This is a genomic window from Mycobacterium sp. SMC-17 (assembly GCF_045310915.1).
GTDB lineage: Bacteria > Actinomycetota > Actinomycetes > Mycobacteriales > Mycobacteriaceae > Mycobacterium.
Genome location: NZ_JBJIAK010000002.1, coordinates 90,099 through 111,610 on the forward strand (window position 1 = coordinate 90,099; position 21,512 = coordinate 111,610).

The 21,512-nt window shown below is 67.6% G+C and carries 18 protein-coding genes; 9 read left to right on the forward strand and 9 right to left on the reverse strand.

The features are described from left to right. Positions 1 to 7 precede the first annotated feature (7 nt). The 3 genes from ACJH7A_RS01750 to ACJH7A_RS01760 all read left to right on the forward strand — a co-directional run bounded on the left by ACJH7A_RS01750 (position 8) and on the right by ACJH7A_RS01760 (position 5,654). Positions 8 to 2,773: an MMPL family transporter gene (locus ACJH7A_RS01750; protein ID WP_212811857.1), complete on the forward strand. Its 2,766-nt coding sequence runs from the start codon at positions 8 to 10 to the stop codon at positions 2,771 to 2,773. Continuing rightward, on the forward strand, positions 2,770 to 4,365 hold the full coding sequence (locus ACJH7A_RS01755; protein ID WP_406801338.1) for a YhgE/Pip family protein: 1,596 nt from the start codon (positions 2,770 to 2,772) through the stop codon (positions 4,363 to 4,365). Before ACJH7A_RS01750 ends, ACJH7A_RS01755 begins: the two co-directional genes overlap by 4 nt. Positions 4,366 to 4,463: 98 nt before the next feature. Continuing rightward, complete coding sequence (locus ACJH7A_RS01760; RefSeq protein WP_406801339.1) at positions 4,464 to 5,654, forward strand: cytochrome P450; 1,191 nt, start codon at positions 4,464 to 4,466, stop codon at positions 5,652 to 5,654. A 17-nt stretch (positions 5,655 to 5,671) separates the two neighbouring features. On the opposite strand, the gene dprA is transcribed toward ACJH7A_RS01760, so the two are convergent. The 4 genes from dprA to ACJH7A_RS01780 form a co-directional block, all read right to left on the reverse strand. Beyond that, positions 5,672 to 6,805 carry a DNA-processing protein DprA gene (gene dprA / locus ACJH7A_RS01765; RefSeq protein ID WP_406801340.1) on the reverse strand — a complete coding sequence of 378 codons (1,134 nt, stop codon included), beginning with the start codon at positions 6,803 to 6,805 and terminating at the stop codon, positions 5,672 to 5,674. Then, the gene (locus tag ACJH7A_RS01770) at positions 6,802 to 8,310 is read right to left on the reverse strand and encodes a YifB family Mg chelatase-like AAA ATPase (protein ID WP_406801341.1); all 1,509 of its coding nucleotides are present in this window, start codon (positions 8,308 to 8,310) and stop codon (positions 6,802 to 6,804) included. The genes dprA and ACJH7A_RS01770 overlap by 4 nt, the downstream gene beginning before the upstream one ends. Beyond that, complete coding sequence (locus ACJH7A_RS01775) at positions 8,310 to 8,666, reverse strand: YraN family protein (protein WP_064859396.1); 357 nt, start codon at positions 8,664 to 8,666, stop codon at positions 8,310 to 8,312. The genes ACJH7A_RS01770 and ACJH7A_RS01775 overlap by 1 nt, the downstream gene beginning before the upstream one ends. Before the next feature lie 146 nt (positions 8,667 to 8,812). Then, positions 8,813 to 9,238: a MerR family transcriptional regulator gene (locus ACJH7A_RS01780; RefSeq protein WP_406801342.1), complete on the reverse strand. Its 426-nt coding sequence runs from the start codon at positions 9,236 to 9,238 to the stop codon at positions 8,813 to 8,815. A gap of 46 nt (positions 9,239 to 9,284) precedes the next feature. Between ACJH7A_RS01780 and ACJH7A_RS01785 the strand changes: the two genes are divergently transcribed. The 3 genes from ACJH7A_RS01785 to ACJH7A_RS01795 all read left to right on the forward strand — a co-directional run bounded on the left by ACJH7A_RS01785 (position 9,285) and on the right by ACJH7A_RS01795 (position 11,456). Next, positions 9,285 to 10,241: an oxidoreductase gene (locus ACJH7A_RS01785; RefSeq protein ID WP_406801343.1), complete on the forward strand. Its 957-nt coding sequence runs from the start codon at positions 9,285 to 9,287 to the stop codon at positions 10,239 to 10,241. Between the two features lie 173 nt (positions 10,242 to 10,414). Next, the gene (locus ACJH7A_RS01790) at positions 10,415 to 10,582 is read left to right on the forward strand and encodes a hypothetical protein (protein ID WP_165605545.1); all 168 of its coding nucleotides are present in this window, start codon (positions 10,415 to 10,417) and stop codon (positions 10,580 to 10,582) included. Positions 10,583 to 10,688: 106 nt separating this feature from the next. Next, entirely contained in the window at positions 10,689 to 11,456 is a 768-nt protein-coding gene (locus ACJH7A_RS01795; protein ID WP_406801344.1) for a maleylpyruvate isomerase N-terminal domain-containing protein, read from the forward strand. 1 nt (position 11,457) lies between these two features. Here the strand turns inward: ACJH7A_RS01795 and ACJH7A_RS01800 are convergent, their stop codons facing one another. From ACJH7A_RS01800 to ACJH7A_RS01810, 3 genes are read right to left on the reverse strand one after another with little or no spacing between them, the layout of a single operon-like run. Continuing rightward, on the reverse strand, positions 11,458 to 13,020 hold the full coding sequence (locus ACJH7A_RS01800) for an acetolactate synthase large subunit (protein WP_406801345.1): 1,563 nt from the start codon (positions 13,018 to 13,020) through the stop codon (positions 11,458 to 11,460). Positions 13,021 to 13,065: 45 nt separating this feature from the next. Further along, positions 13,066 to 13,866, reverse strand: a complete 801-nt coding sequence (locus ACJH7A_RS01805; RefSeq protein ID WP_406801385.1) for an acyl-CoA thioesterase — start codon at positions 13,864 to 13,866, stop codon at positions 13,066 to 13,068. 2 nt (positions 13,867 to 13,868) lie between these two features. Beyond that, entirely contained in the window at positions 13,869 to 15,071 is a 1,203-nt protein-coding gene (locus ACJH7A_RS01810; protein WP_406801346.1) for a CoA transferase, read from the reverse strand. Between the two features lie 113 nt (positions 15,072 to 15,184). On the opposite strand from ACJH7A_RS01810, the gene ACJH7A_RS01815 reads away from it, so the two are divergent. Further along, on the forward strand, positions 15,185 to 16,024 hold the full coding sequence (locus ACJH7A_RS01815) for an alpha/beta fold hydrolase (protein ID WP_212811867.1): 840 nt from the start codon (positions 15,185 to 15,187) through the stop codon (positions 16,022 to 16,024). Between the two features lie 269 nt (positions 16,025 to 16,293). Further along, positions 16,294 to 17,691, forward strand: a complete 1,398-nt coding sequence (locus ACJH7A_RS01820; RefSeq protein WP_318985999.1) for a wax ester/triacylglycerol synthase family O-acyltransferase — start codon at positions 16,294 to 16,296, stop codon at positions 17,689 to 17,691. 9 nt (positions 17,692 to 17,700) lie between these two features. Here ACJH7A_RS01820 and ACJH7A_RS01825 read toward each other — a convergent pair whose 3' ends face one another. Together ACJH7A_RS01825 and ACJH7A_RS01830 are read right to left on the reverse strand one after the other, a co-directional pair. After that, a complete protein-coding gene (locus ACJH7A_RS01825) occupies positions 17,701 to 18,501 on the reverse strand; it encodes a mycofactocin-coupled SDR family oxidoreductase (protein ID WP_406801347.1) in 801 nt (266 codons plus the stop codon). Continuing rightward, positions 18,501 to 20,108 (reverse strand): flavin-containing monooxygenase, encoded by a 1,608-nt coding sequence (locus ACJH7A_RS01830; RefSeq protein WP_406801348.1) that lies wholly within the window; start codon positions 20,106 to 20,108, stop codon positions 18,501 to 18,503. Before ACJH7A_RS01830 ends, ACJH7A_RS01825 begins: the two co-directional genes overlap by 1 nt. 221 nt (positions 20,109 to 20,329) lie before the next feature. On the opposite strand from ACJH7A_RS01830, the gene ACJH7A_RS01835 reads away from it, so the two are divergent. Then, positions 20,330 to 21,511 (forward strand): acyl-CoA dehydrogenase family protein, encoded by a 1,182-nt coding sequence (locus ACJH7A_RS01835; protein ID WP_212811871.1) that lies wholly within the window; start codon positions 20,330 to 20,332, stop codon positions 21,509 to 21,511. Position 21,512: the final 1 nt, after the last annotated feature.

Genomic DNA, 21,512 nt, shown 5'->3' on the forward strand with positions numbered 1-21,512 from the left:
GATCGTCATGTCGTCCTTCCTCTACCAACTGGGCCACCTGCTGGTGCGCCGGCGCCGCTGGGTCATCGTGGCCTGGCTGCTCGCGCTCGCCGTCGCGGGCGGCCTGGCCGGCTTCAACAAGGGCACCGACGACACCTTCTCGGTGCCCGGCACCCAATCTCAGGACGCCCTGGACTACCTCGGGCGCGTGTTCCCCGAAACCAGCGGCTCCTCGGCCCAGCTGGTCATCGTCGCCCCGGCCGGCCAGGACGTCACTGCGCTGAGCGCCGCACCGACCGCGACTGCCGTCGACCAGCTCACCAAGCTGCACCAGGTCGCCTCGGTCATCAACCCGTTCGATCCCGCCCCGAAGACCGACACCCCGCCCGGCAGCCCACAACCCCGGATTCAGGCACCCATCTCGACCGACCATCGCGCCGCGATCCTCACCGCCCAACTGACGGTCGCACTCGCCGACGTCACGCCCGAGACCCGCGATCAGATCACCCATATCGGACAAGACCTGGCCACCGCGATCGGCCACGGCGTGAGCGTGCACGTCGGTGGGCCCGCCTTCAGCAATCCGGTCCCCAAACTCAGCCCCACCGAAGGGATCGGCCTACTCATCGCGCTGCTGGTGCTGCTGGTGGTGTTCGGGTCCCTGATCGCCGCCGGTATGCCGCTACTGACCGCGATCCTCGGTGTCGCGATCTCGGTGGCGCTGATTTACGCCGCCACCGCCGTCACTCCCGTGTCGTCGACCGCGCCGATGCTGGCGGTGATGCTGGGGCTGGCCGTCGGCATCGACTACGCACTGTTCCTGTTGTCGCGGCACCGCGACCAACTCACCGAAGGTCTCGACGTCGCGGAGTCGGTGGCCCGCGCCACCGCCACGGCCGGATCGGCCGTGATGTTCGCGGGTCTGACGGTAATCATCGCGCTGCTGGGCCTGTTCGTCGGCGGTATCCCGTTCCTGACCACGATGGGTCTGGCGGCCGCTTCCGCCGTGGCGATCGCCGTCGCGATCGCGGTCACTCTGATCCCCGCGCTGATGGCTCTCGCCGGCGAACGTCTGCGGCCCAAAACCAAACCGACGCAGGCAAAAACGGCCACCAAGACGCGACCCCGCCGTATCGAATGGAGCCGACTGTGGGTGCAGTTGGCCACCCGCAAGCCGTTGGTGACGGTCGTCGTCATCGTCGCCGGCCTGGCCGTGTGCGCGCTACCGGCGACTGAGCTGCGACTTGCTCTGCCCGACAACGGTTCCGAAGAACACGGCAGCCCCGCCCGCGACACGTACGATGTCATCGACGAATATTTCGGCCCCGGCTACAACGGCCCGCTCATCGTCACGGCCGACATCATCGCCAGCACCGACCCGATCGGTGTGGTCAACAGGATCGCCGAAGACATCGCGCACCTGCCCGGGGTGGCCAGTGTCCCGCTCGCCACCCCAAACCCCAAGGCGGACACCGGCATCATCCAAGTCGTACCCACCACAGCCCCGGACTCGGCGCAAACCGAGACCCTCGTGAACACGCTGCGCGCCCAGCGTGAGCATTTCAAGCAGGCCTATGGCATCGACACCGCCGTCACTGGCATCACCGCCGTCGGTGTCGACGTGTCGGCCCAACTGGGCGCCGCGCTGGTGCCGTTCGGCGTGCTGGTCGTCGGGCTGTCACTGGTCCTGCTCGCGATGGTGTTCCGCTCGGTCTGGGTGCCCGTCAAAGCCACCGCCGGATATCTGCTGTCAGTGGGTGCCGCCTTCGGGGCGACCTCCTTCGTCTTCCAACAGGGCCACTTGGCGAGCGCGCTCGGGGTGGACCGGGTCGGCAGTGTGGTCAGCTTCCTGCCGATCATCCTCATGGGTGTGCTGTTCGGCCTGGCCATGGACTACGAGGTGTTCCTGGTCTCGCGGATACGGGAAAGCTATGTGCACGAAGGCGATCCGCAGCAGGCGATCCAATCCGGATTCGTCTCCGCCTCGCGCGTCGTGACCGCCGCCGCTGTCATCATGTTCGCCGTGTTCGCCGCGTTCGTCCCCGAGGGCAGCGCCGTCATCAAACCGATCGCCTTCAGCCTCGCCGTCGGCGTCTTCGTCGATGCGTTCCTGGTCCGCATGACCCTGGTCCCGGCGGTGCTCGCACTGCTCGGCCGGCGCGCGTGGCACCTGCCCGGCGCCATCGACCGCCGCCTGCCCATCTTCGACGCCGAAGGCGACGGCCTCATGCACGAACTGCGGCTGGCGGACTGGCCCGAACCCGGTTGCGACGATGCCATCGATGCCGCCGGTCTGACGCGCACCGACGACCGCGGTTGCACCGTCTACGCCGACATCGATCTGGCCGTGCCGCGTGGTTCCGTCCTCGTGCTACACGGCCCCGGTCCGGCCGGAAAGACCGCGCTGCTGTACACCCTGGCGGGCCGTGTCGGCCGCATCGCCGGTGACCTCAAAGTACTGGGACACGTTCTGCCGCAACATATGCGGACGGTCCGCCGACAGGTCGCCGTGGTCACCTGCCACGACACCGCCGCGCCGGAAGCCGCGCTCGACGAGGCGCTCGCGAACGACGTCGAGCTGATTCTCATCGACGACGCCGACGTCGTCATCCGCACCACCTCGCGGGACCGGCTGCGCGAAGTCCTCGCTGACCGCCACAGCACATCCGGACGCCCTGTCACCTTCGTGGTGACCTGCCAGGACCTCGCCCGCATCGCCGACCTGTTGCCCGATGACACCGACGGCGTCCACACCGTGGACCTCAACCCTGCAACCGCCGGAGCGACAAAATGATCGCCTCTCTCACCAGCCTCACCCGCGACTCCGTAGCGCACGGAAAGCTCCTGTGGCGCACTTGGTTCGGTCTGCTGTTGCTACCGGTGCTCGTGATGGGCCTGTTCCTGTGGGCGTTCTGGGCGCCCGAATCCAACCACGGCGCCGCCAAGGCCGCCGTGGTCAACAACGACAAGCCCGTGACCGTCGATGGCCAGACCATCCCGCTGGGGCGGCAATTGGCCAGCAACCTCACCACGTCGAAGGCTGCCTTCACCTGGATCCTGACGGACGCCGCAGATGCTCGCGACGGTCTGGCACGCGGCGACTACGGCGCCGTCGTCACCATCCCGGAAGACTTCTCCGCCAAGGCGACATCATCGGCGAGCAGCAATCCGCTCGATGCGGGTCAAGCCGAAGTCCGGGTGCAGGCGTCCAATGCCACCGGTGTCGCGGACCCGCTGGTCACCAGCCAAATCGCCCAGGTGGTGCTGCGAACCCTCAATCAGCAGATCGTCCAGACCTACCTGGACCGGGTGTACATGTCCTTCGGCACCATCCACGACCAGCTCGACGCCGCAGCGGACGGCGCATCCCAATTGGCCGACGGGGCAGACAAACTGACGGCGGGCGCAGCACAGCTGTCGGCCGGAACCAGTGAGCTTTCTTCGGGACTCGATGCGGCCCAAGCCCAGGTAAACCAGGTACGGACGGCAGCTTCCGGCTTGCAGGATCAACTTCAGCTACCACCGCCTCCCCCACCGCCGGCAGCGATCACCGGCCGCGTCGACGCACTCACCGGGCAGATCGGCACCGCCATCAATGGCGTCCATCAACTCGATTCCGGTGCGCATCAGTTGGAGGGCGGTTTGCGGCAACTGTCCGGTGGCGCACACGAATTGGCGACCCAACTCGCGCAGGGCCGCGATCAGGTACCCCCCTACGACAAGGCACAGCGGGAACGCATGAGCAATGTCGCGGCCACGCCCGCCGTTGCGGTAACCGACGGCACCGATCTGGGCGCTGCCGTCGCCGCAGTAGCGGTAACCCTGGCGCTGTGGGCCGGCGCGCTCAGCATGTTCATCAGCGCCCCGCCGCTGCCGAACGCCGTTCTCACATCGCGGCAGTCCACGCGACGGATCGTGGCGAACGCGATCGCGCCAGGTGTCGCGATCGCGGTGGTGTCCGCGATCCTGTTGAGCCTCACACTCATACCGGTGCTCCATCTATCTGCGGGCAGGTGGTTCGGATTGCTCGGGGTGGCGATAATGACGGCATTGGCGTTCACGGCTCTCAACCAGGCCGCCACCGCCGCGTTCGGTCTGGCGGGCCGGTTCGTCTGCATCGCCGTGCTGGTTCTCGCGGTCGTCACCAGCCTGACCTCCACGATTCCACCGACACTCCACAGCATCGGCGACGTACTGCCCACGCACGCAGCGATTCTCGCGCTGCGGGGAGTGATCATCGGGTCGAACACCACTATCGGCGGGGCGCTCGAACTCGCCGTCTGGATGATCGGCGCCGCAGTAACGACCCTGTTCGTCACGGAAGGCCGTCGCTCGCTCAGCGGCCGACAGCTGCGCCTCGGCTACGTCCCTTCGCCTGAGGTATGACCATGGTTCTGCCGGAATCTCTTGGAGGAGAGAATGATTCCTTCAGCGCGAGCAACAGCCACCAATCGTCCACTGCCGACGTCCTGAAAGGAACATCGATGCGACGCCCACCCGCCGGCCTGCCGATCTACGCGCCCGACATCTACGCTGTCGACGCCATCACCAACCCCTATCCCCACTACCAGAGGATGCGTGACCTCGGTCCGGTGGTATGGCTGGCGAAGCAGCGGGCATATGCGTTGCCGCGCTACACCGAGTGCAAATCGGTACTGCGCGACGACAAGACCTTTCTGTCGGGTCAGGGTGTGGCGCTCAACCCAATCACCAACCGCATGTCGCACGGCACCACACTCAACAGCGACGGCGTCGAGCACGAACAACGCCGCAAGCGCGTCGCGCACCGCATGCTGCCGCGCGCTCTGCGCGCCATCAGTGACACCGTCGACGACACGGCTCGCGGGGTCGTCGAGACAGCGCTCACCAAGGGCGATGTCGACGGTGTCAACGACCTCGCGGCCGCGCTACCGCTGGCGGTCGTACCCGATCTCATCGGTTGGCCGCGTGATCAACGCGATCACCTGATTGCCTGGGCCGGAGCGACATTCGATGTACTCGGCCCGCTCAACTGGCAGGCGATCAAAGCGGTGCCCAACACCCTGCTCATGCTGCGCTTCGCCCGGCGCGTGGTCCGCGAGCGCAACGTCATCGAGGGCAGCATGGCCGACGAGCTGCTCACCGCCGCAGATGAAGGCCAGCTGGCGCACGACGAATGCCCGCCGTTGCTCGTCGACTACATCGCCCCGTCGATCGATACCACCATGAGCGCCATCTCCAACGCGTTGTATCTCTTCGCCAGTCATCCCGACCAATGGCAACTGCTCAAGGACGAACCCGGCCTCATGGCGAACGCCGTCAATGAGATCGTCCGCTACGAGCCACCACTACGCGCCTTTGCACGGTGCACGGCGCAGCAGACCGAAATTGCCGGATGGCCAATCCCCTCGGGCGCACGAGTCCTGGTGATCTATGCCTCCGCCAACCGCGACGAACGCGAGTGGGAGAACCCCGCGGTCTTCGACATCCGACGTGACGCCGGCCGCCACGTCGGTTTCGGACAGGGAGCGCACGCCTGCGCCGGACAGGCCCTGGCCCGCTTGGAAACAACGGCGATGTTGCGGGCGCTGCTCGATCGCGTGGACCGGATAGAACTGACCGGCACGCCCAGGTGGGCGATCAACAACATCATCCGCCGCCACGAACGGTTGCCGCTCAAGCTGATTGCCGCCTAGTCCCGGGACGGAACAGCTCACCCCGCCCTCCTGATCCGCCACTGCCCGTCCTGTTTCTCCACCAGGCCGCTGATCTCCAGCAGCGCCAACAGCCCGAGCACACGTTCGGGCGGCAGGGCCGCACCGACCGAGATCTGCTCGAGGCTGCGGAAACCCCGCGCCGGCAGCGCCTCGTACACCTGAAGCTGGTCCGGGGTCAGGCCATCGAGCGGCGTCGCGGGATGCTCGGGCTCATCGGCCAGTTCGCCTATCCGCCCGATCAATTCGACGACCTGCTCAGCCCGGTCGACCAGCACGGCGCCGTTGCGGATGAGGACGTGGCATCCCGCCGAAGCGGCCGACGTCACCGGGCCCGGCACCGCACACACCTTGCGCCCCATCGCGATCGCCCATGCCGCAGTGTTGGCGGCCCCGCTGCGCAGCCCCGCCTCCACGACCACCGTGGCACCGGACAAGGCCGCCGCCAACCGATTCCGGGTCAGGAACCGGTACCTGGTCGGCCGCTCCCCCGGCGGATACTCACTGAGCAGCAGCCCCGAGGTGGCCACCCGGTGCAGCAGTGCCGAATGCCCGGACGGGTACGGCACGTCGATACCGCCGGCGAGGACTGCCATGGTGACGCCGTCCGACGCCAGCGCGGCGCGGTGCGCTGCCCCGTCGATGCCATAGGCACCCCCAGAAACCACCGCGGCGTCACGTTCGACGAGGCCCGCCGTGATCTCGGCAGCGACATGCTCGCCATACGACGTGCAGGCCCTGGTGCCGACGATCGCGGCGGCGCGTTCGGCGATGTCATCGAGGCGGGCCGGGCCGAGCGCCCACAACACCATGGGCGGGTAACCCGATGGCCGCTCCCGCACCGCCTTGTTCCCGAACGCGACGAACGACAGGTACGGCCACTCGTCATCGTCGGGAGTGATCAGCCGCCCACCCCGTCGATCGAGAATCTCCAAATCCCGGGCCGCACAATCGACCTCACGGCGGGCCGCGACGCTCCCGGTGAGTTCCTTGTCCTCCTGACCACGGCGAATCATGTCCGCCGCCGCGACCGGGCCGCGATCGGCCACCAATGCCGTCAACCGCGGGCACGGCGGTTCCACCACGCGCGACAGATACGCCCACGCTCGTCGTTCCAGATCGTCGTCACTCATCGGAGCTCTCCCTCTCGGAAACCCAAAGCCGTGCTGACGTCCTCGAGGTTGGGGGAATCGCGCCCCGCCAGATCAGCCAGAGACCACGCGACACGCAAGGTGCGGTCAACGCCCCGGATACTCAACCGCCCGGAGTCCAACGATTCTCGTAGCGGTTTCATCGCGTCCCGGCTCGGCCGGAATCTGCGGCGCAGCACGGGCCCCGGCACCTCGGCGTTGGTGCGGACACCGACTTCCTGCCATCGCTCGGCGGCGGCCGCGCGGGCGGCGGCGACCCGGGCACGGACCGCACCGGTGGATTCGGCGGCGTGGTCACCGAACGCCCCGGCGAGTACCGGATGCATGTCGACGCGCAGATCGACTCGATCCATCAACGGCCCGGACAGCTTGCCCAGATATCGGCGCCGGTCGGCCGACGGGCATACGCAATCCCGCGGGTTCGGCGGCGCGCACGGGCATGGATTGGCCGCGAGCACCAACTGAAACCGCGCGGGATAGCACGCCACGCCGTCACGACGGGCCAGCCGAATCTTGCCTTCCTCCAACGGGGTTCGCAGGGCTTCGAGCACGCTGGTCCCGATCTCGGCGCACTCATCGAGGAACAAGACGCCACGATGCGACCGGCTGATGGCGCCGGGGCGCGCCATCCCGGAGCCGCCGCCGACCAACGCCGAGACACTGGACGTGTGATGCGGCGCGACGAACGGCGGGCGGGTGATCAGCGGCGTATCACCGGTGAGCAGCCCCACCACCGAGTGGATGGCGGTGACCTCCAGTGCCTCCTCCTCGGTCAGGTCCGGCAGCAGCCCCGGCAGCCGTTGGGCCAGCATCGTCTTGCCGATCCCTGGCGGCCCCGTGAGCATGAGATGGTGCGCGCCCGCGGCGGCGATCTCCACTGCCCACCGCGCTTGCGTCTGCCCCACCACATCGGCGAGGTCGACGCCGTCGTCAGTGGCCGGCGCCGTCGTGTCGACCCGGCCGTCCAGCGCCGCCTTCCCGTTGAGCCACGCCTGCATCTGTCCGAGCGTGCGAACGCCCGACACCTCGATGCCGTCGACCAGGCTGGCCTCGGCCAGGTTCTCGGCGGGCACCACCACCGACGGCCAGCCCTCGCGCTTGGCGGCCATGACGGCGGGCAGCACTCCCTTGACCGGGCGGACCCGCCCGTCGAGCGCCAGTTCGCCCAGCAGGACGGTCTTCTCCAGTCGTTCCCAGTGTGTCTTCAGATGTGCCGACAGCACCGATGCGGCGATCGCCAGGTCGTACATCGACCCGCCTTTCGGCAGCGTGGCCGGCGACAGCCCGAGAGTGAGCCGCGACATCGGCCAGCTGTTGCCGCAGTTGGTGATCGCCGCCCGGACCCGGTCCCGCGACTCCTGCAGCGCCGCGTCCGGTAGGCCGACCAGATGCACCCCCGGCAGGCCCGAGGTGATGTCCGCTTCGATCTCCACCATGACGCCGTCGAGGCCGCGGATGGCCACCGAGTAGGCCCGTCCCAGCGCCATCAGCCGATACCTTTCAGATGCACCAGCTCCGGCTCCCGGCCGCCGAGACGTACGCCGACCACGTCGATCCGCACATCGGGCCAGTGGGCGTTCTGCTCGGCCAGCCAGACACTGGCCAGCCGACGCAGGCGACGGGCCTTCTCGGGCGTCACCGCTTCCTCGATACCGCCGAACTCGGTCGTGGTGCGCGTCTTCACCTCGACGAAAACCACCGCACTGTGGTCCCTTTCGGTGGCGATGACGTCGAGCTCGCCCCACCGGCAACGCCAGTTCCGGGCCAGGACCGTCATCCCGAGCGAGATCAGGTGATCGACCGCGAGTTGTTCACCGAGCGCTCCGATCTCGGCGCGGGTCATGCGTGGTGGTGTGTTCATGCCGTCACGGTGGCCGGAGCCACCGACAGATCACGGGACGAAGACCCCCGGATCCGGCGCCCGGAAGACAGTTATGCACAGTGCGCGATTCATCCACAGGACGGCCAGCGTGCAGACCGCCGGCGGCTTCAATGCTGCGAAGCGGTGGGGTCCCACAGCCCGTGCGCCGAGGAATCTTCGACTTGCGTCTCGTAGATGGCCACTTTCATTTCGATGACGTCGAGGCAGTGCTGAAGGCTGGCGAGTTGCGCACGGACGTGGGCTTCATGTCGCCGTAGGAGCTCCAGGCGCTGGACTTCGTTACCTGGCCCTTGGCGTACCAGGGCGGCGAATTCGGCGAGCTGGGCAAGCGGCATTCCGGATTCGCGTAGTCGGACGCAGATCTCCAGCCAGTCAATATCGGTTTGCGTGTAGCGGCGGCGGCCGGAGCTGGTTCGCGTGAGGTCACTGACGAGTAGGTTCTCGCGTTCATAGAACCTGAGGGTGTGGACACTCAGGCCGGTGCGTTCTGCTGCTTGCCCGATCGTAAAAGTCTGTGTCATAAGAATATTCATCCCCAGAGGTTGACCTAGAGCGCACTCTAGATTCTAGCGTGGCGGCATGACTGCAACCACCACACAGCAACCGATCCTGTCTGGGTTTGGACATGAATCGACCAGCCAGGACGTCATGGCCGGCGTGGACCTCGCCGGCGCCGTCGCTGTCGTCACGGGCGGCTATTCAGGCCTGGGCTTGGAAACCACCAACCATCTGGTCCGGGCAGGAGCGCACGTCATTGTGCCGGCCCGTCGCGTGGATACCGCCACTCGCGCCGTCGACCATCTCGGCGACGCCGTGACGGTGATCGACGCCGACCTTGCCGACCTCGATTCGGTGTCCAGGTGCGCGCGGCACATCCGCGATACGTGGACTCAGATCGACCTGTTCATCGGTGCTGCCGGCATCATGGCCACTCCCCTGCGGCGGGTTGGTCAAGGTTGGGAGAGCCAGTTCGCCGTCAATCACCTCGGCCACTTCTCGTTGGTCGCGGAACTGTGGCCCGCGTTGACGCGCGGAAGGGCCCGTGTGATTGCGTATTCGTCGGCCGGCCACCATATTTCGGATATCCGGTGGGATGATCCGCATTTCACCACCGGCTACGACAAGTGGCAGGCCTACGGTCAGGCGAAAACGGCCAACATCCTGTTCGCGATGCACCTGGATTCACTCGCGGTGGGTGCGGGCGTACGAGCGTTTTCTCTGCATCCGGGTTCCATCCTCACTCCATTGCAACGCCATCTCGAGTCGGCCGAAATGGTCGACCGCGGCTGGATCGACGAGCAGGGTAACGTCGCAGACCAAACGTTCAAGACCGTGTCCCAGGGCGCCGCAACAGGTCTTTGGGCGGCGACCAGCCCACAGCTGGCAGACCGCGGTGGTCTGTACCTCGAGGATTGCGACGTCGCAGGCCCGGCCGGCGCGGACGGTACCGGGCTGAAGTCCTACGCGATGGACCGCGACAAGGCAGCCGAACTGTGGGACCTCAGTGTGGCGCTGACGGGCCGTGACCTGAACTGACACCTGCCCTCGGCCGTCGTTGCGCAACCAGGCGACCATCGAGAGCGGCCCGAAAAGACTGATTACTGCCGAGGAACAATCAATTGCTGCCATCACCCCAGCTGCTGAAATACCGCCGGGCCCTGACCCGTTGAACCGAGCATCAAAGCTTCGGATACAAGGAGTTGGGGAAAATGAAGAAGCTCGGAATCGCCGCACTGGTGGCGAACGGACTGGCAGCAGCCGTCCTGGGTTTGGCCGCGCCGGCATCGGCGGACTACTCCCACCACGACTGGGTCAACGACATCCACCCGCGCGCCGAGGCGCCGCAGGTAGACAACAGCGTGCACCAGAGCCGCTGAGCGTCAGCAGGATTCGGGGCCCCTCACCGAGGGGCCCCGAATTTTTTTGCCCGCCCGACCATCAGTTCGGCGGGCACCGAAACACTTGCGGGGTACCGATGGACATATGGACACCGTCGACATCGACCGCTTTCCCGAGTTCGCGCAATTCGCCGCAGCCGTACAGCGGCGCAACCCCGAGACGGGCACCTGGTGTGAGGCCTGGACCGTGCGCGACATCGTCATCCACCAGACCGGCAACGCCGAAGAGCTCGCCCGGGTACTGGAGGGACACCTGGCCGGCGACCCCGTCGCGACCCGCGGTTTCGGGGAGCGCGAACGGCTGTACCGGGCGCTGAACGATGCCGATCTTTGGACGGCGTTCAACGACCGCATGACGCACCTCGGGCGGGTCGCGGCCGCCGCGGAAGAACTACCCGAGGACACCGACGTCGCGTGGACCGGCCGCACGATGAAGGTGCCCTGGTTCGCCGAGCACATGCGCGAGGAACTGGCCCTGCACAGCTGGGACATCACCGGAGACGACGCGCCCGCTCGCGACCGGCTGGCGCAACCGTGGATGACCGACCACAGCGTCCACGCGGTAGGCGTGCCGTTGCTGCGGCGTGGCCGAGACACCCTGGCGCTGCACGGCAATGAGCGGGTGGAAGCACGAATCCGCGTGGCTGACGAGGACGATGTCGTGGTTACCGTCGACGCCGAGAACACGGCCATCACCCTGGCCCCGCCCGACGGAGCGGCGACCATCGAGACCGACGCGGCAACCCGCGTGCTGCTCCTGTGGGGACGCCGCCCGGCCGATCCCGGCCGGATCCGCAGCGCGGCAGGCCCACTCGAACTGGGCCGGTTGCGCACGCTGCTCAGCGGCTACTGAGCTACAGCAGCGCCGGCACCGCCGCGTCGATGAGGTACGGCCCCGGTGTGGCATAGCCCACGCGGAGCAGGTCGGCCAACTCCGCCGTGGTCGTCGCCTTGGCCGACGGCACGCCCATGGCCGCCGCCAGCGCCGCGAAATCTGTCGTCGGGCCCGAGAGGTCAAGCATCGCCGCGGCTTTCGGCCCGCTGGCCTCGGCCCCGACGCGCTGCAGCTCCATGCGCAAGATCGCGTAAGCGGCGTTGTTGAGGAGCACCGTCACCACGTCGAGCTGCTCATGCGCCATGGTCCACAACGCCGAAATCGTGTACATCGCACTGCCATCGGCCTGCAGACACAGCACCTGACGGTCCGGACACGCCACGGCGGCGCCGACCGCACTCGGCAGGCCGAAGCCGATGGCCCCGCCGGTCAGGGTCAGCAGATCGTGCCGCGGCGCGCTCATCGTCGCCTGCGGCAGGAGGAACCCGCTGGTGTTGGACTCGTCCACGATGATCGCGTCGTCGGGCAGCGTCGCAGCCACCACCTCGACCCAGTTCTGCGTCGTCAGCGCCGAGTCCGACGGCAGCTCCGGCACTTTCAGCTCGGTCAGCACCGGCTCCGTACCCGGCGCCACCGCATCGGCCAGTTCTTCCAGACGTGCGACGACGTCGCCGCCCACGGTGTGAATCTGGCAGCCGCTGGGCACGAGATCACTCGCCTTGCCGGGGTAGGCGAAGAACGACACCGGGGACCGGGCGCCGGCCAGCACGAGGTGCTCGGCGCCGGTCAGCTGGAACTGGGCGGCTTCGGCGAGATACGCCAGGCGTTCGAAGTTGGGCCGGCCGGCACCGCGTTCGAGCCGGGCCGGGAAGGTCTCGATCAACACCTTGGTCCCGGTGGCCGCGGCGATCCGGCTCGCGGCGCGAAGGCCGCGCTCCCGGCACGCGGCGCTACCCAGCAACATGACGGTGCCGGGTCCGAAGACCTCGGCACCGGCGTCGAGCAGCTGGTGCTCGTCGGGGTCGACGCCCGCCTGGTAGTCGAACAGGGCCGGACCCACAGCCGGCTCCCCCACCGCGGGCTCGGCGCCCTCGGTCCACGAGACATCGGCCGGCAGGATCAGCGTGGCCACTTGTCCCTGCTGCGCGGCCTCGATCGCGGCCACCGCGTCGGTGGCGATGTCGGCCAGCTTCTCGCACCGGCGCACCCACCCCGACACCGTGCCCGCCATCGCGTCGATATCGGATTCCAGTGGTGCGTCGTACTTCTTGTGGCCGAGCGCGTGGTCGCCGACGACATTGACCATCGGTGAATAGGCCCGCCGTGCGTTGTGCAGGTTCGCGATGCCGTTGCCCAATCCCGGGCCCAGATGCAGGAGGGTGGCTGCCGGCTTCTCGGCCATGCGGGCGTACCCGTCGGCGGCTCCGGTGACCACACCCTCGAAAAGGCAGAGCACACCACGCATCTCGGGCACGGAATCCAATGCCGCGACGAAGTGCATCTCGCTGGTTCCGGGGTTACCGAAGCAGACGTCGACGCCGGCGTCGACCAGCGTGCGGATCAGTGCCTGTGCGCCGTTCATCGTTCTCCTTCGCCGGGTTCCGTCGACAGCCTGCCGACGACGGTACTACCGGTCCGCGATCAGACCTTCCTGCACCAATGTCGCGACCCGGGTGCCGTCCGCCCCGACCAGACTCCCGGTGATCACACCGCGGCCTCGACCCGCGGCGGGCGATCGCGATTCCAGCAGATTCCAGCGGTCGGCCCGGATCGGGTGGTGGAACCAGATCGAGAAATCGGTGGTGCCGCTGCGGTGGGTGCGGGCCTGCATGGAATGACCGTGGACCTGCAGCGCCGGGTCGATCCCGTAGAGGTCGGTGATGTAGCAGGCGATCATCATGTGCGGCAACTGTTCTGCCGGCATGGGCACCGTGGCCCGCCACCACATGCGGCGCACGAACTCGCCCGATGACCGGTCGTCGACGATCCGGATGTCGATCTCGTCCAGCGGCACCGCGGGCGCCGGCCCCGGCGGCCCGGTCAACGGCAGCAGAGCGGGATCTTCTGGCAGTGACCATGATTCATCGTGTTCGGGGCCGGCCAGGTCCACCGAGAAGGACACCGTCGCGACGGTGAGCAGCCGTCCGGCCTGACAGGCCTCGACCCGCCGCGCCGCCGCCGTTCGTCCGTCGTACACCCGGACCACCGTGTAGTCGGTGGTCGCGCCGGCCTCGCCCCCACGCAGGTACTGCAGGTGCATGGCCGTCGGGCGCATCTCCGGATTCACGGTCTGACATGCGGCGGACAGACTCTGCGCCATCAGCAGGCCGCCGAAGGCCCGCTTGCCGTCCGGTCCGCCGGCCTTGCCCACCCAGGCGTCGTCCCCATCTCCGGGCGAAACCCACAACAGACCGGGCAGCACCGTCATGGTCATGCCACGGTCCCCGCCGCTTCGAGCCGGGCGACGTCGTCGGCGGTGAGCCCGAGCCGCTCGGTCAGCACGGCGGTGGTGTCGTCGCCGAGCGCCGGCGCCGGCCGCGCGGGCGGATACGCACCGTCGATCCGCAGGGGCAGGCCCGGCGCCAGGTGGCGCCCGATACGAGGCTGGTCGAGTTCGGTGAACAGCGCGTTGTCGGTCACCTTGGGGCTCGCGGCGACCTCGCTGAAATCGCGGTAGCGCTCCCACAGGATCGACGTCGCACTCAGTGCCGCCGTGATCTGCTCGGCGGTGTGCCCGCAGAACCAGACGGTGAACAGACCGGTGAGCGCGTCGCGGTGCAGGTAACGCTGCCCCTCGTCGGTGAAGTCGGCGCCGAGCGATTCCGACAGCGCCGCAACGGCTTTCGTAGTGCCCGTGACCTCGACCAGGTCCCGGAAATGGCGTCCGGTCAGCGCGACGATCATGAAGGCGGCCCCGTCGGCACTGACGAACTGTTGCCCGTACTGCCCGAAGATCGAGTTGCCGATGCGTTCGCGGCTCACCCCGTTGACCATCACCTCGGTCAAGAAGCTGAGATTCCCGGCGGTCGCCAGGGCCACGTTCTCCAGCGGGATGCTGACCTGCTGACCCCGGCCGCTGTCGTCGCGGTGCCGCAGCGCCGCGGTCACCGCCAGCGCCAGATAGAGGCCACACGACACGTCCCAGGCTGCCAGCACGTGGTTCACCGGGGTCGGCAGCTCGGGCGGACCGGTGACGAGCGGAAAGCCCAGCCCGGCGTTGACGGTGTAGTCCACGGCCGTGCCGCCGTCGGCCCGGCCGGACACCTCGGCGTGGATCAGGTCGGGCCGCAGCGCGGAGAGGGTCTCGTACGAATGCCATTGCCGGCCCGCCACATTGGTGATGAAGACACCGGCGTCGACGATCAGCCGGGTGACCAGGTCCTGGCCTTCCGGTGAGCGCATGTCCACCGCGACGGATCGCTTGCCCTTGTTGAGGCCCGCCCAGTAGATGCTCTCGCCGTCATCGGTCACCGGCCAGCGGTGGTAGTCGGCGGCGCCGCCGATGGGATCGATCCGGATGACCTCGGCGCCGAGTTGCGTCAGCGTCATCCCCGCCAGCGGCACTGCGACGAAACTGGAGATTTCGACGATGCGCACGCCCGCCAGTGGACGCGCGGACTCTGGCACGGTCATCTGGACACCATAAAGGCCACCCGCAGCACAACCGGGCGCCCCCGGCCGCGGCGCGTCCCGCCGGACGGGAGGTGGTGGCGACCGCGTGACATCCGCACCGTAATTTGGAACGCATGACTGAGCTGAAGGAAGTCCAGACCGAGCGCGGAACGCTGCGTTATTACGACGAGGGCAGTGGGCCTGTAGTGCTGTTTCTGCACGGCTCCGGCCCGGGCGTGACGGGCTGGCGGAACTTCCGCGGCATCCTGCCGACGTTCGCGGCGCACTTCCGCTGCCTGATCCTCGAGTTCCCCGGCTTCGGCGTCAGCGACGACTTCGGTGGCCACCCGATGATCGACGCCCAGTCCGCGGTGGTGCCCTTCCTCGACGCACTCGGAATCGAGAAGGTGGACATCGTCGGAAACTCGATGGGCGGCGGCGTCGGCATCAACTTCGCCATCAACAACCCCGACCGCATCGGCAAGCTCGTCACCATCGGCGGTATCGGCACCAACATCTTCAGCCCCGGTCCGAGCGAGGGCATCCGGCTCCTGCAGGAGTTCACCGAGGACCCGACCCGGCAGCGGCTGATCGACTGGCTGCACTCGATGGTCTACGACGAGAAGATCGTCACCGAGGAGCTCATCGAAGAGCGCTTGAAGCTGGCCTCCGATCCCGAGACGCTCGAGTCGGCGCGCCGGATGTACGGCAAGGCCGCCTTCAAGATGATGATGAAGTTCATGCGGTCGGCCGACGCACCGCCGCAGCCCTGGGCCCAGATGCACAAGGTGAAGGCGCCGACGCTGTTGACGTGGGGCCGCGACGACCGCGTCAGCCCGCTGGACATGGCGCTCATCCCGATGCGCACCATCTCCAACGCCGAGCTGCACGTGTTCCCGAACTGCGGGCACTGGGCGATGATCGAGGCCAAGGAGGCGTTCGAGAGCACGGTGCTGGGCTTCCTGCAGCGCTGATCGTCTTCACGGGCGGCCGCGTACCGCACACCGGTTCGATGGTGTGCGGTACGCGGCCGCTCGTCTGCATCGAGGCCACCGGAATATATTGCCCGGCTTACCAATTGACCGTATGCAACATCGCCGGCTACTGCCGGACCAGCGGGTCTCGTTGCGTCCCAAGACGATTGCCGACCCACGACGCGCGGAGACAACCGTCACACGCCGAAATTCGTACCAATCCGCCGATTTCACGCGCCGCACGCAGCACGCGCCCTAGGATCAGGCCCATGAATCGCTTGTCCGGTGCCGACGCGACCTTCTGGTTCGCGGAGACCAACAGCTGGCATATGCATGTCGCCGCCTCGTCGATCTACGACCCCACCGACGCACCGGATTTCAGCTTCGAGTCGGTGAAGGCACTCATCGCGACGCGGTTGCCGGAGATGCCGCAACTGCGGTGGCGGGTGACCGGCGCACCGCTCGGCCTCGACCGGCCGTGGTTCGTCGAAGACGAGGAACTCGACCTCGACTTCCACGTCCGCCACATCGCGGTCCCCGCCCCCGGCGGCCGCCGCGAACTCGACCAGTTGGTGGGGCGGCTGATGTCCTACAAGCTGGACCGGTCCCGGCCGCTGTGGGAGCTCTGGTTCATCGAGGGCGTCGAGGGCGGCCGGGTCGCCGTGCTGATGAAGATGCACCACGCCATCATCGACGGCGTCTCGGGAGCCGGGCTCGGTGAGATTCTGCTCGACATCACGCCCACCCCGCGGCCACCGGCGGCCGAGCCGAGCAGGTCACTGGTCGGCGTCAAGGCACCCGGGATCGAATTGCAGGCCCTGGGCGGCCTCATCAACATCGGCATCAAGACGCCCTATCGCGTCGTGCGTTTCCTGGAGCAGACGGTGCGCCAGCAGATTGCGGCGCTCGGCGTCGCCAACAAGCCGCCCGGCTACTTCGACGCACCGCACACGCGGTTCAACGGCCCGATCTCACCGCACCGGCGGGTCAGCAATTCCGGTGTGTCGCTGGAGCGCGTGAAGGCGGTCAAGGAAGCGTTCGGCGTGAAGGTGAACGACGTCGTGCTGGCGCTCGTCTCGAGTGCCATGCGTACGTATCTGGAGGACCGCGGCGAGCTGCCCGACAAGTCGCTCATCGCGCAGGTCCCGGTGTCCACCCGGACCGAGAGCTCCAGCGACCAGGTCGGCAATCAGGTGAGCGCGATGTCGGTGTCGCTGGCCTCCGACATCGTCGACCCCGCCGAACGCATCAAGGCCATCTACGCGAGCTCCCAGAGCGCCAAGGAGATGGCGAAAGCGCTTACCGCGCACCAGATCATGGGCTTGACCGACACCACCCCACCCGGCCTGGTGGCCCTGGCCGCCCGGGCGTACACGGCGAGCAAGCTCGGCGGCACCCTCAAGCCGATGAACCTCGTCGTGTCCAACGTGCCCGGGCCGCCCGTGCCGCTGTACATGGCCGGCGCGGTCCTCGAACAGATGATGCCGATGGGTCCCCTGGTGATGGACGTCGGGCTCAACGTCACCTGCTTCAGCTATCGCGACCGCATCGATTTCGGCTTCGTCACCACTCCCGAGATGGCGAACGACATCGATGCCATGGCCGACGCCATCGAGCCGGCGCTCGTGGAACTCGAGATCGCGGCCGGGCTCGTCGAGCGCAGCTAGCCCGACGGGTCAGGCCTTCTGCGTCAGCCCGGCGTCGACGACCAGTTGCGTGCCGGTGATGTAGCGGGCCTCGTCGGACGCCAGGAACACCACCGCGTTGCTGATGTCCTCGGGCTCCACCCACGGCACCGGCAAGAGGTTGCGCGCGGCAAGGACTTCGGCGACATCTTCTGCGGTCGGGTTCTCCAGATCGGGTCGGATGCGCTTGAAGGTCTCCGGGTTCAGCACCATCGGGGTCCCGACCGCGCCGGGGTGCACGGTGTTGACCCGAATCCGCTTGGGCCCCAGCTCGTTCGCCAGGGTCCGAGCCAGACCCACCACCGCATGCTTGGTGGACGTGTACGCCGCGGTGTTCGCGGTGCCCCGAAGTCCGTTGGTGGAACTGATGATCACCACGGATCCGCCGGCGGGGCCGAAATGCGGGATCGCGGCCTTGACGGTGTGCCACACCCCGGTCAGGTTGACTCCGATGACGCGCTGCCAGTCCTCGGCGGTCACCTCCCACGCCGGCGCCGACGCCGAATGGATGCCGGCGTTGGCGACCACGACATCCAGCCGGCCGAACTCCCAGGCCCCTTCGTCGACCGCGGCCTGCACCTCGTCGAACGACGACACGTCTGCCACAGCGGTGAAACAGCGCTGACCGCGCTGCTTGACGGCGTCGGCGAGATCGGCCAGATCGGCTGCGGCACCGGCGACGTCGAGAGCGATGATGTCGGCGCCCTCGTCGGCGAACCGCTCGCAATGGGTCCGGCCGGTGCCGCGGGCGGCACCGGTGACGAGGACGACCTTGTTCAGCAGCCCCGACATCAGCCGGCCTTGGTCAGTTCGAATCCCTTGTACCCCGCGGCCGCAACCTCGGCGCAGATGTCGTTGTAGGCGGCGAAGCCACCGATGAACAACATGAAAACCCGTGGCTTACCGGGCACATTCGCGCCCATGTACCAGGAGTTCGCCTTCGGGAACAGCGTCTGGTCAGCGCGGCGCACCAGTTCGGCGCCCCATTCGTCGACCGCGTCCGTGGTGGCCTCGATGGCCGCGTAGCCGTTCTTGCCGACGTACTCGATCGCGTCGGCGATCCAGTTCACGTGCGCTTCGGCGTGCAGCACCATGTTGGCCAGCACGGCCGGCGCGCCGGGGCCGTTCACCAGGAACATGTTCGGGAAGCCGTCGACGCCCAGGCCCAGGTAGGTGCGCGGCCCGTCGACCCAGTTCTGCTTGAGCTTCTCACCACCGCGGCCGGTGATGTCGATGCGCCCCAGCGCGCCGGTGAGCGCGTCGAACCCGGTGGCGAAGATGATGGCGTCCAGGTCGAACCGGGCCTCGGTGGTCGTGATGCCGGTGGCGTCGATCTGCTCGATCGGCGTCTTCTTCACGCTGACCAGCTTGACGTGCGGCTGGTTGAACGTCTGGAAATAGTTGGTATCGGTGCAGATTCGCTTGGCGCCGATCGGGTGGTCGTTCGGGATCAGCATGTCGGCGACCTCGGGGTCGTCGATCACCGCGCGGACCTTCTCGTCGTAGAACTTCTTGGCCTCGGCGTTGGCCACCGGGTCGACCATCTGGTCCAGGAAGGTCTTGCTGAACAGCACACCGCCCAGCTGCCAACGCTTTTCGAACTCGGCGCGGCGCTCCTCCGCCGACAGCTCCATGGTGAGCTTGGGGTGCGCCATGTGCGGCGAACCGCCGCCGCTGCGCCACGACAGCGCGCGGCGCTCGTCGTAGTTGGCCTTGACCTCGGCTTCGCGTTCGGGCGTCAGGGGCTCGTTACCGGCCGGCACGGAGAAGTTCGGAGTGCGTTGGAAGACAACGAGTTCGGCAGCTTGAGCGGCCACGATCGGCGTGGTCTGGATGCCCGACGAACCGGTGCCGATCAGGCCGACGCGCTTGCCGGTGAAGTCGACGCCCTCGTGCGGCCAGTTCGCGGTGTGGTAGGTCTCGCCGGCGAAGGTCTCGACGCCCGGGATGTTCGGCAGCAGCGGATCGGACAGCGCGCCGGTGGCCATGACGCAGAACTGCGCGTCCACCGTCTCACCGGTGTCGGTGGTGACGGTCCAGCGCAGCGTCTCTTCGTTCAAGGTCGCCGACACCACGCGGGTGTTGAGCCGGATGTCGCGGCGCAGATCGAACCGGTCGGCGACATGGTTGATGTACGTGAGGATTTCGGCCTGGGTGGCGTACTTCTCGGTCCAGGTCCACTCCTGCTGCAGATCCTTGTCGAACGAGTAGCAGTAGTCGATGCTCTCCACGTCGCACCGGGCACCGGGGTACCGGTTGTAGAACCACGTGCCGCCCACGTCCGAGGCCGCCTCGAACACCACGACCGAATGGCCTTCCGACCGCAGCTTGTGCAGTGCGTAAAGACCGGCGAACCCGGCACCGACTACTACGACGTCAACCTGTTCTGCGCTGCTCATAGTGCGAAGTTAGCCGTCCGCCACACAACCCAGTACGAGGCGTCCCGGTGAACGGACGACCCGGCGGAGCGCGTCCCGGCCAGCGGGGTCCGCGGCGACCAGGAAGCGCCCGAATCGACTTCGGGTGAAGGATTTCGCCCGCTGACCGGGAAGCGCCTCCCGGTGCGCTACGGGTGCGGTAAACCATTGATTAGCCCATCACAGGAGTTAGGAAAACGACCATGACCCAGCGGGTTATCGACAGACTCGGTGACATCGCCGACCAGCTTCGCGAACAAGCCTGGGAGGCAGAGAAGTTGGGCCAGCTGCCCGACGAGACCGTGAAGCTGATGAAGGCGGCCGGCAACATCAAGCTGCTGCAGCCCAAGGAATATGACGGCCTGGAGGTGCACCCGCGCGAGTTCGCCGAGACCGTGATGGCGACTGCCGCGCTGGACCCGGCCGCCGGCTGGATCAACGGTGTCGTCGGTGTGCACCCGTACCAACTCGCTTATGCCGACCCGAAGGTCGCCGCCGAGATCTGGGGATCGGACACCGACACCTGGGTCGCCTCGCCGTACGCGCCGCAGGGCGTGGCCCGCCCCGTCGATGGTGGCTACATCTTCAACGGCCGCTGGCAGTTCAGCTCGGGTACCGACCACTGTGAGTGGATCTTCCTGGGCGCCATGCTCGGTGACGCCGAGGGCAAGCCCGTCATGCCGCCGCAGATGCTGCACATGATCCTGCCCCGCAGCGACTACGAGATCGTCCAGGACTCCTGGAACGTGGTGGGCCTGCGCGGCACCGGCTCCAAGGACGTGATCGTCAAGGACGCCTTCGTCCCCACCTACCGCACCATGGACGCCACCAAGGTGATGGACGGCCGGGCGCAGATCGAGGCCGGCATGACCTCGCCGCTGTACCTGATGCCGTGGTCGACCATGTTCCCGCTCGGCATCTCGTCGGCCGTCATCGGCATCGCCGAAGGCGCCCTGGCCGCCGCGCTCGACTACCAGCGCGAGCGCGTCAACTCCAGTGGCGTGGCCATCAAGGACGACCCGTACGTCATGTACGCCATCGGTGAGGCCGCCGCCGACATCAACGCCGCCCGCCAGGAGCTGCTGGCCAACGTCGACCGGATCTACGACATGGTCGCCGCCGGCAAGGAGGTGTCCTTCGAGGACCGCGCCGCCGGCCGGCGCACCCAGATCCGGTCGGTGTGGCGCGCGGTGTCCGCGGTCGACGAGATCTTCGCCCGGTGCGGCGGCAACGCGACCCGCATGGACAAGCCGTTGCAGCGCTACTGGCGGGACGCACACGTCGGCCAGGCCCATGCGATCCATGTCCCCGGCACCACCTACCACGCGTCGGCGCTGAGCAGCCTGGGCGTGGATCCGCAGGGCCCGCTGCGAGGCATGATCTGAC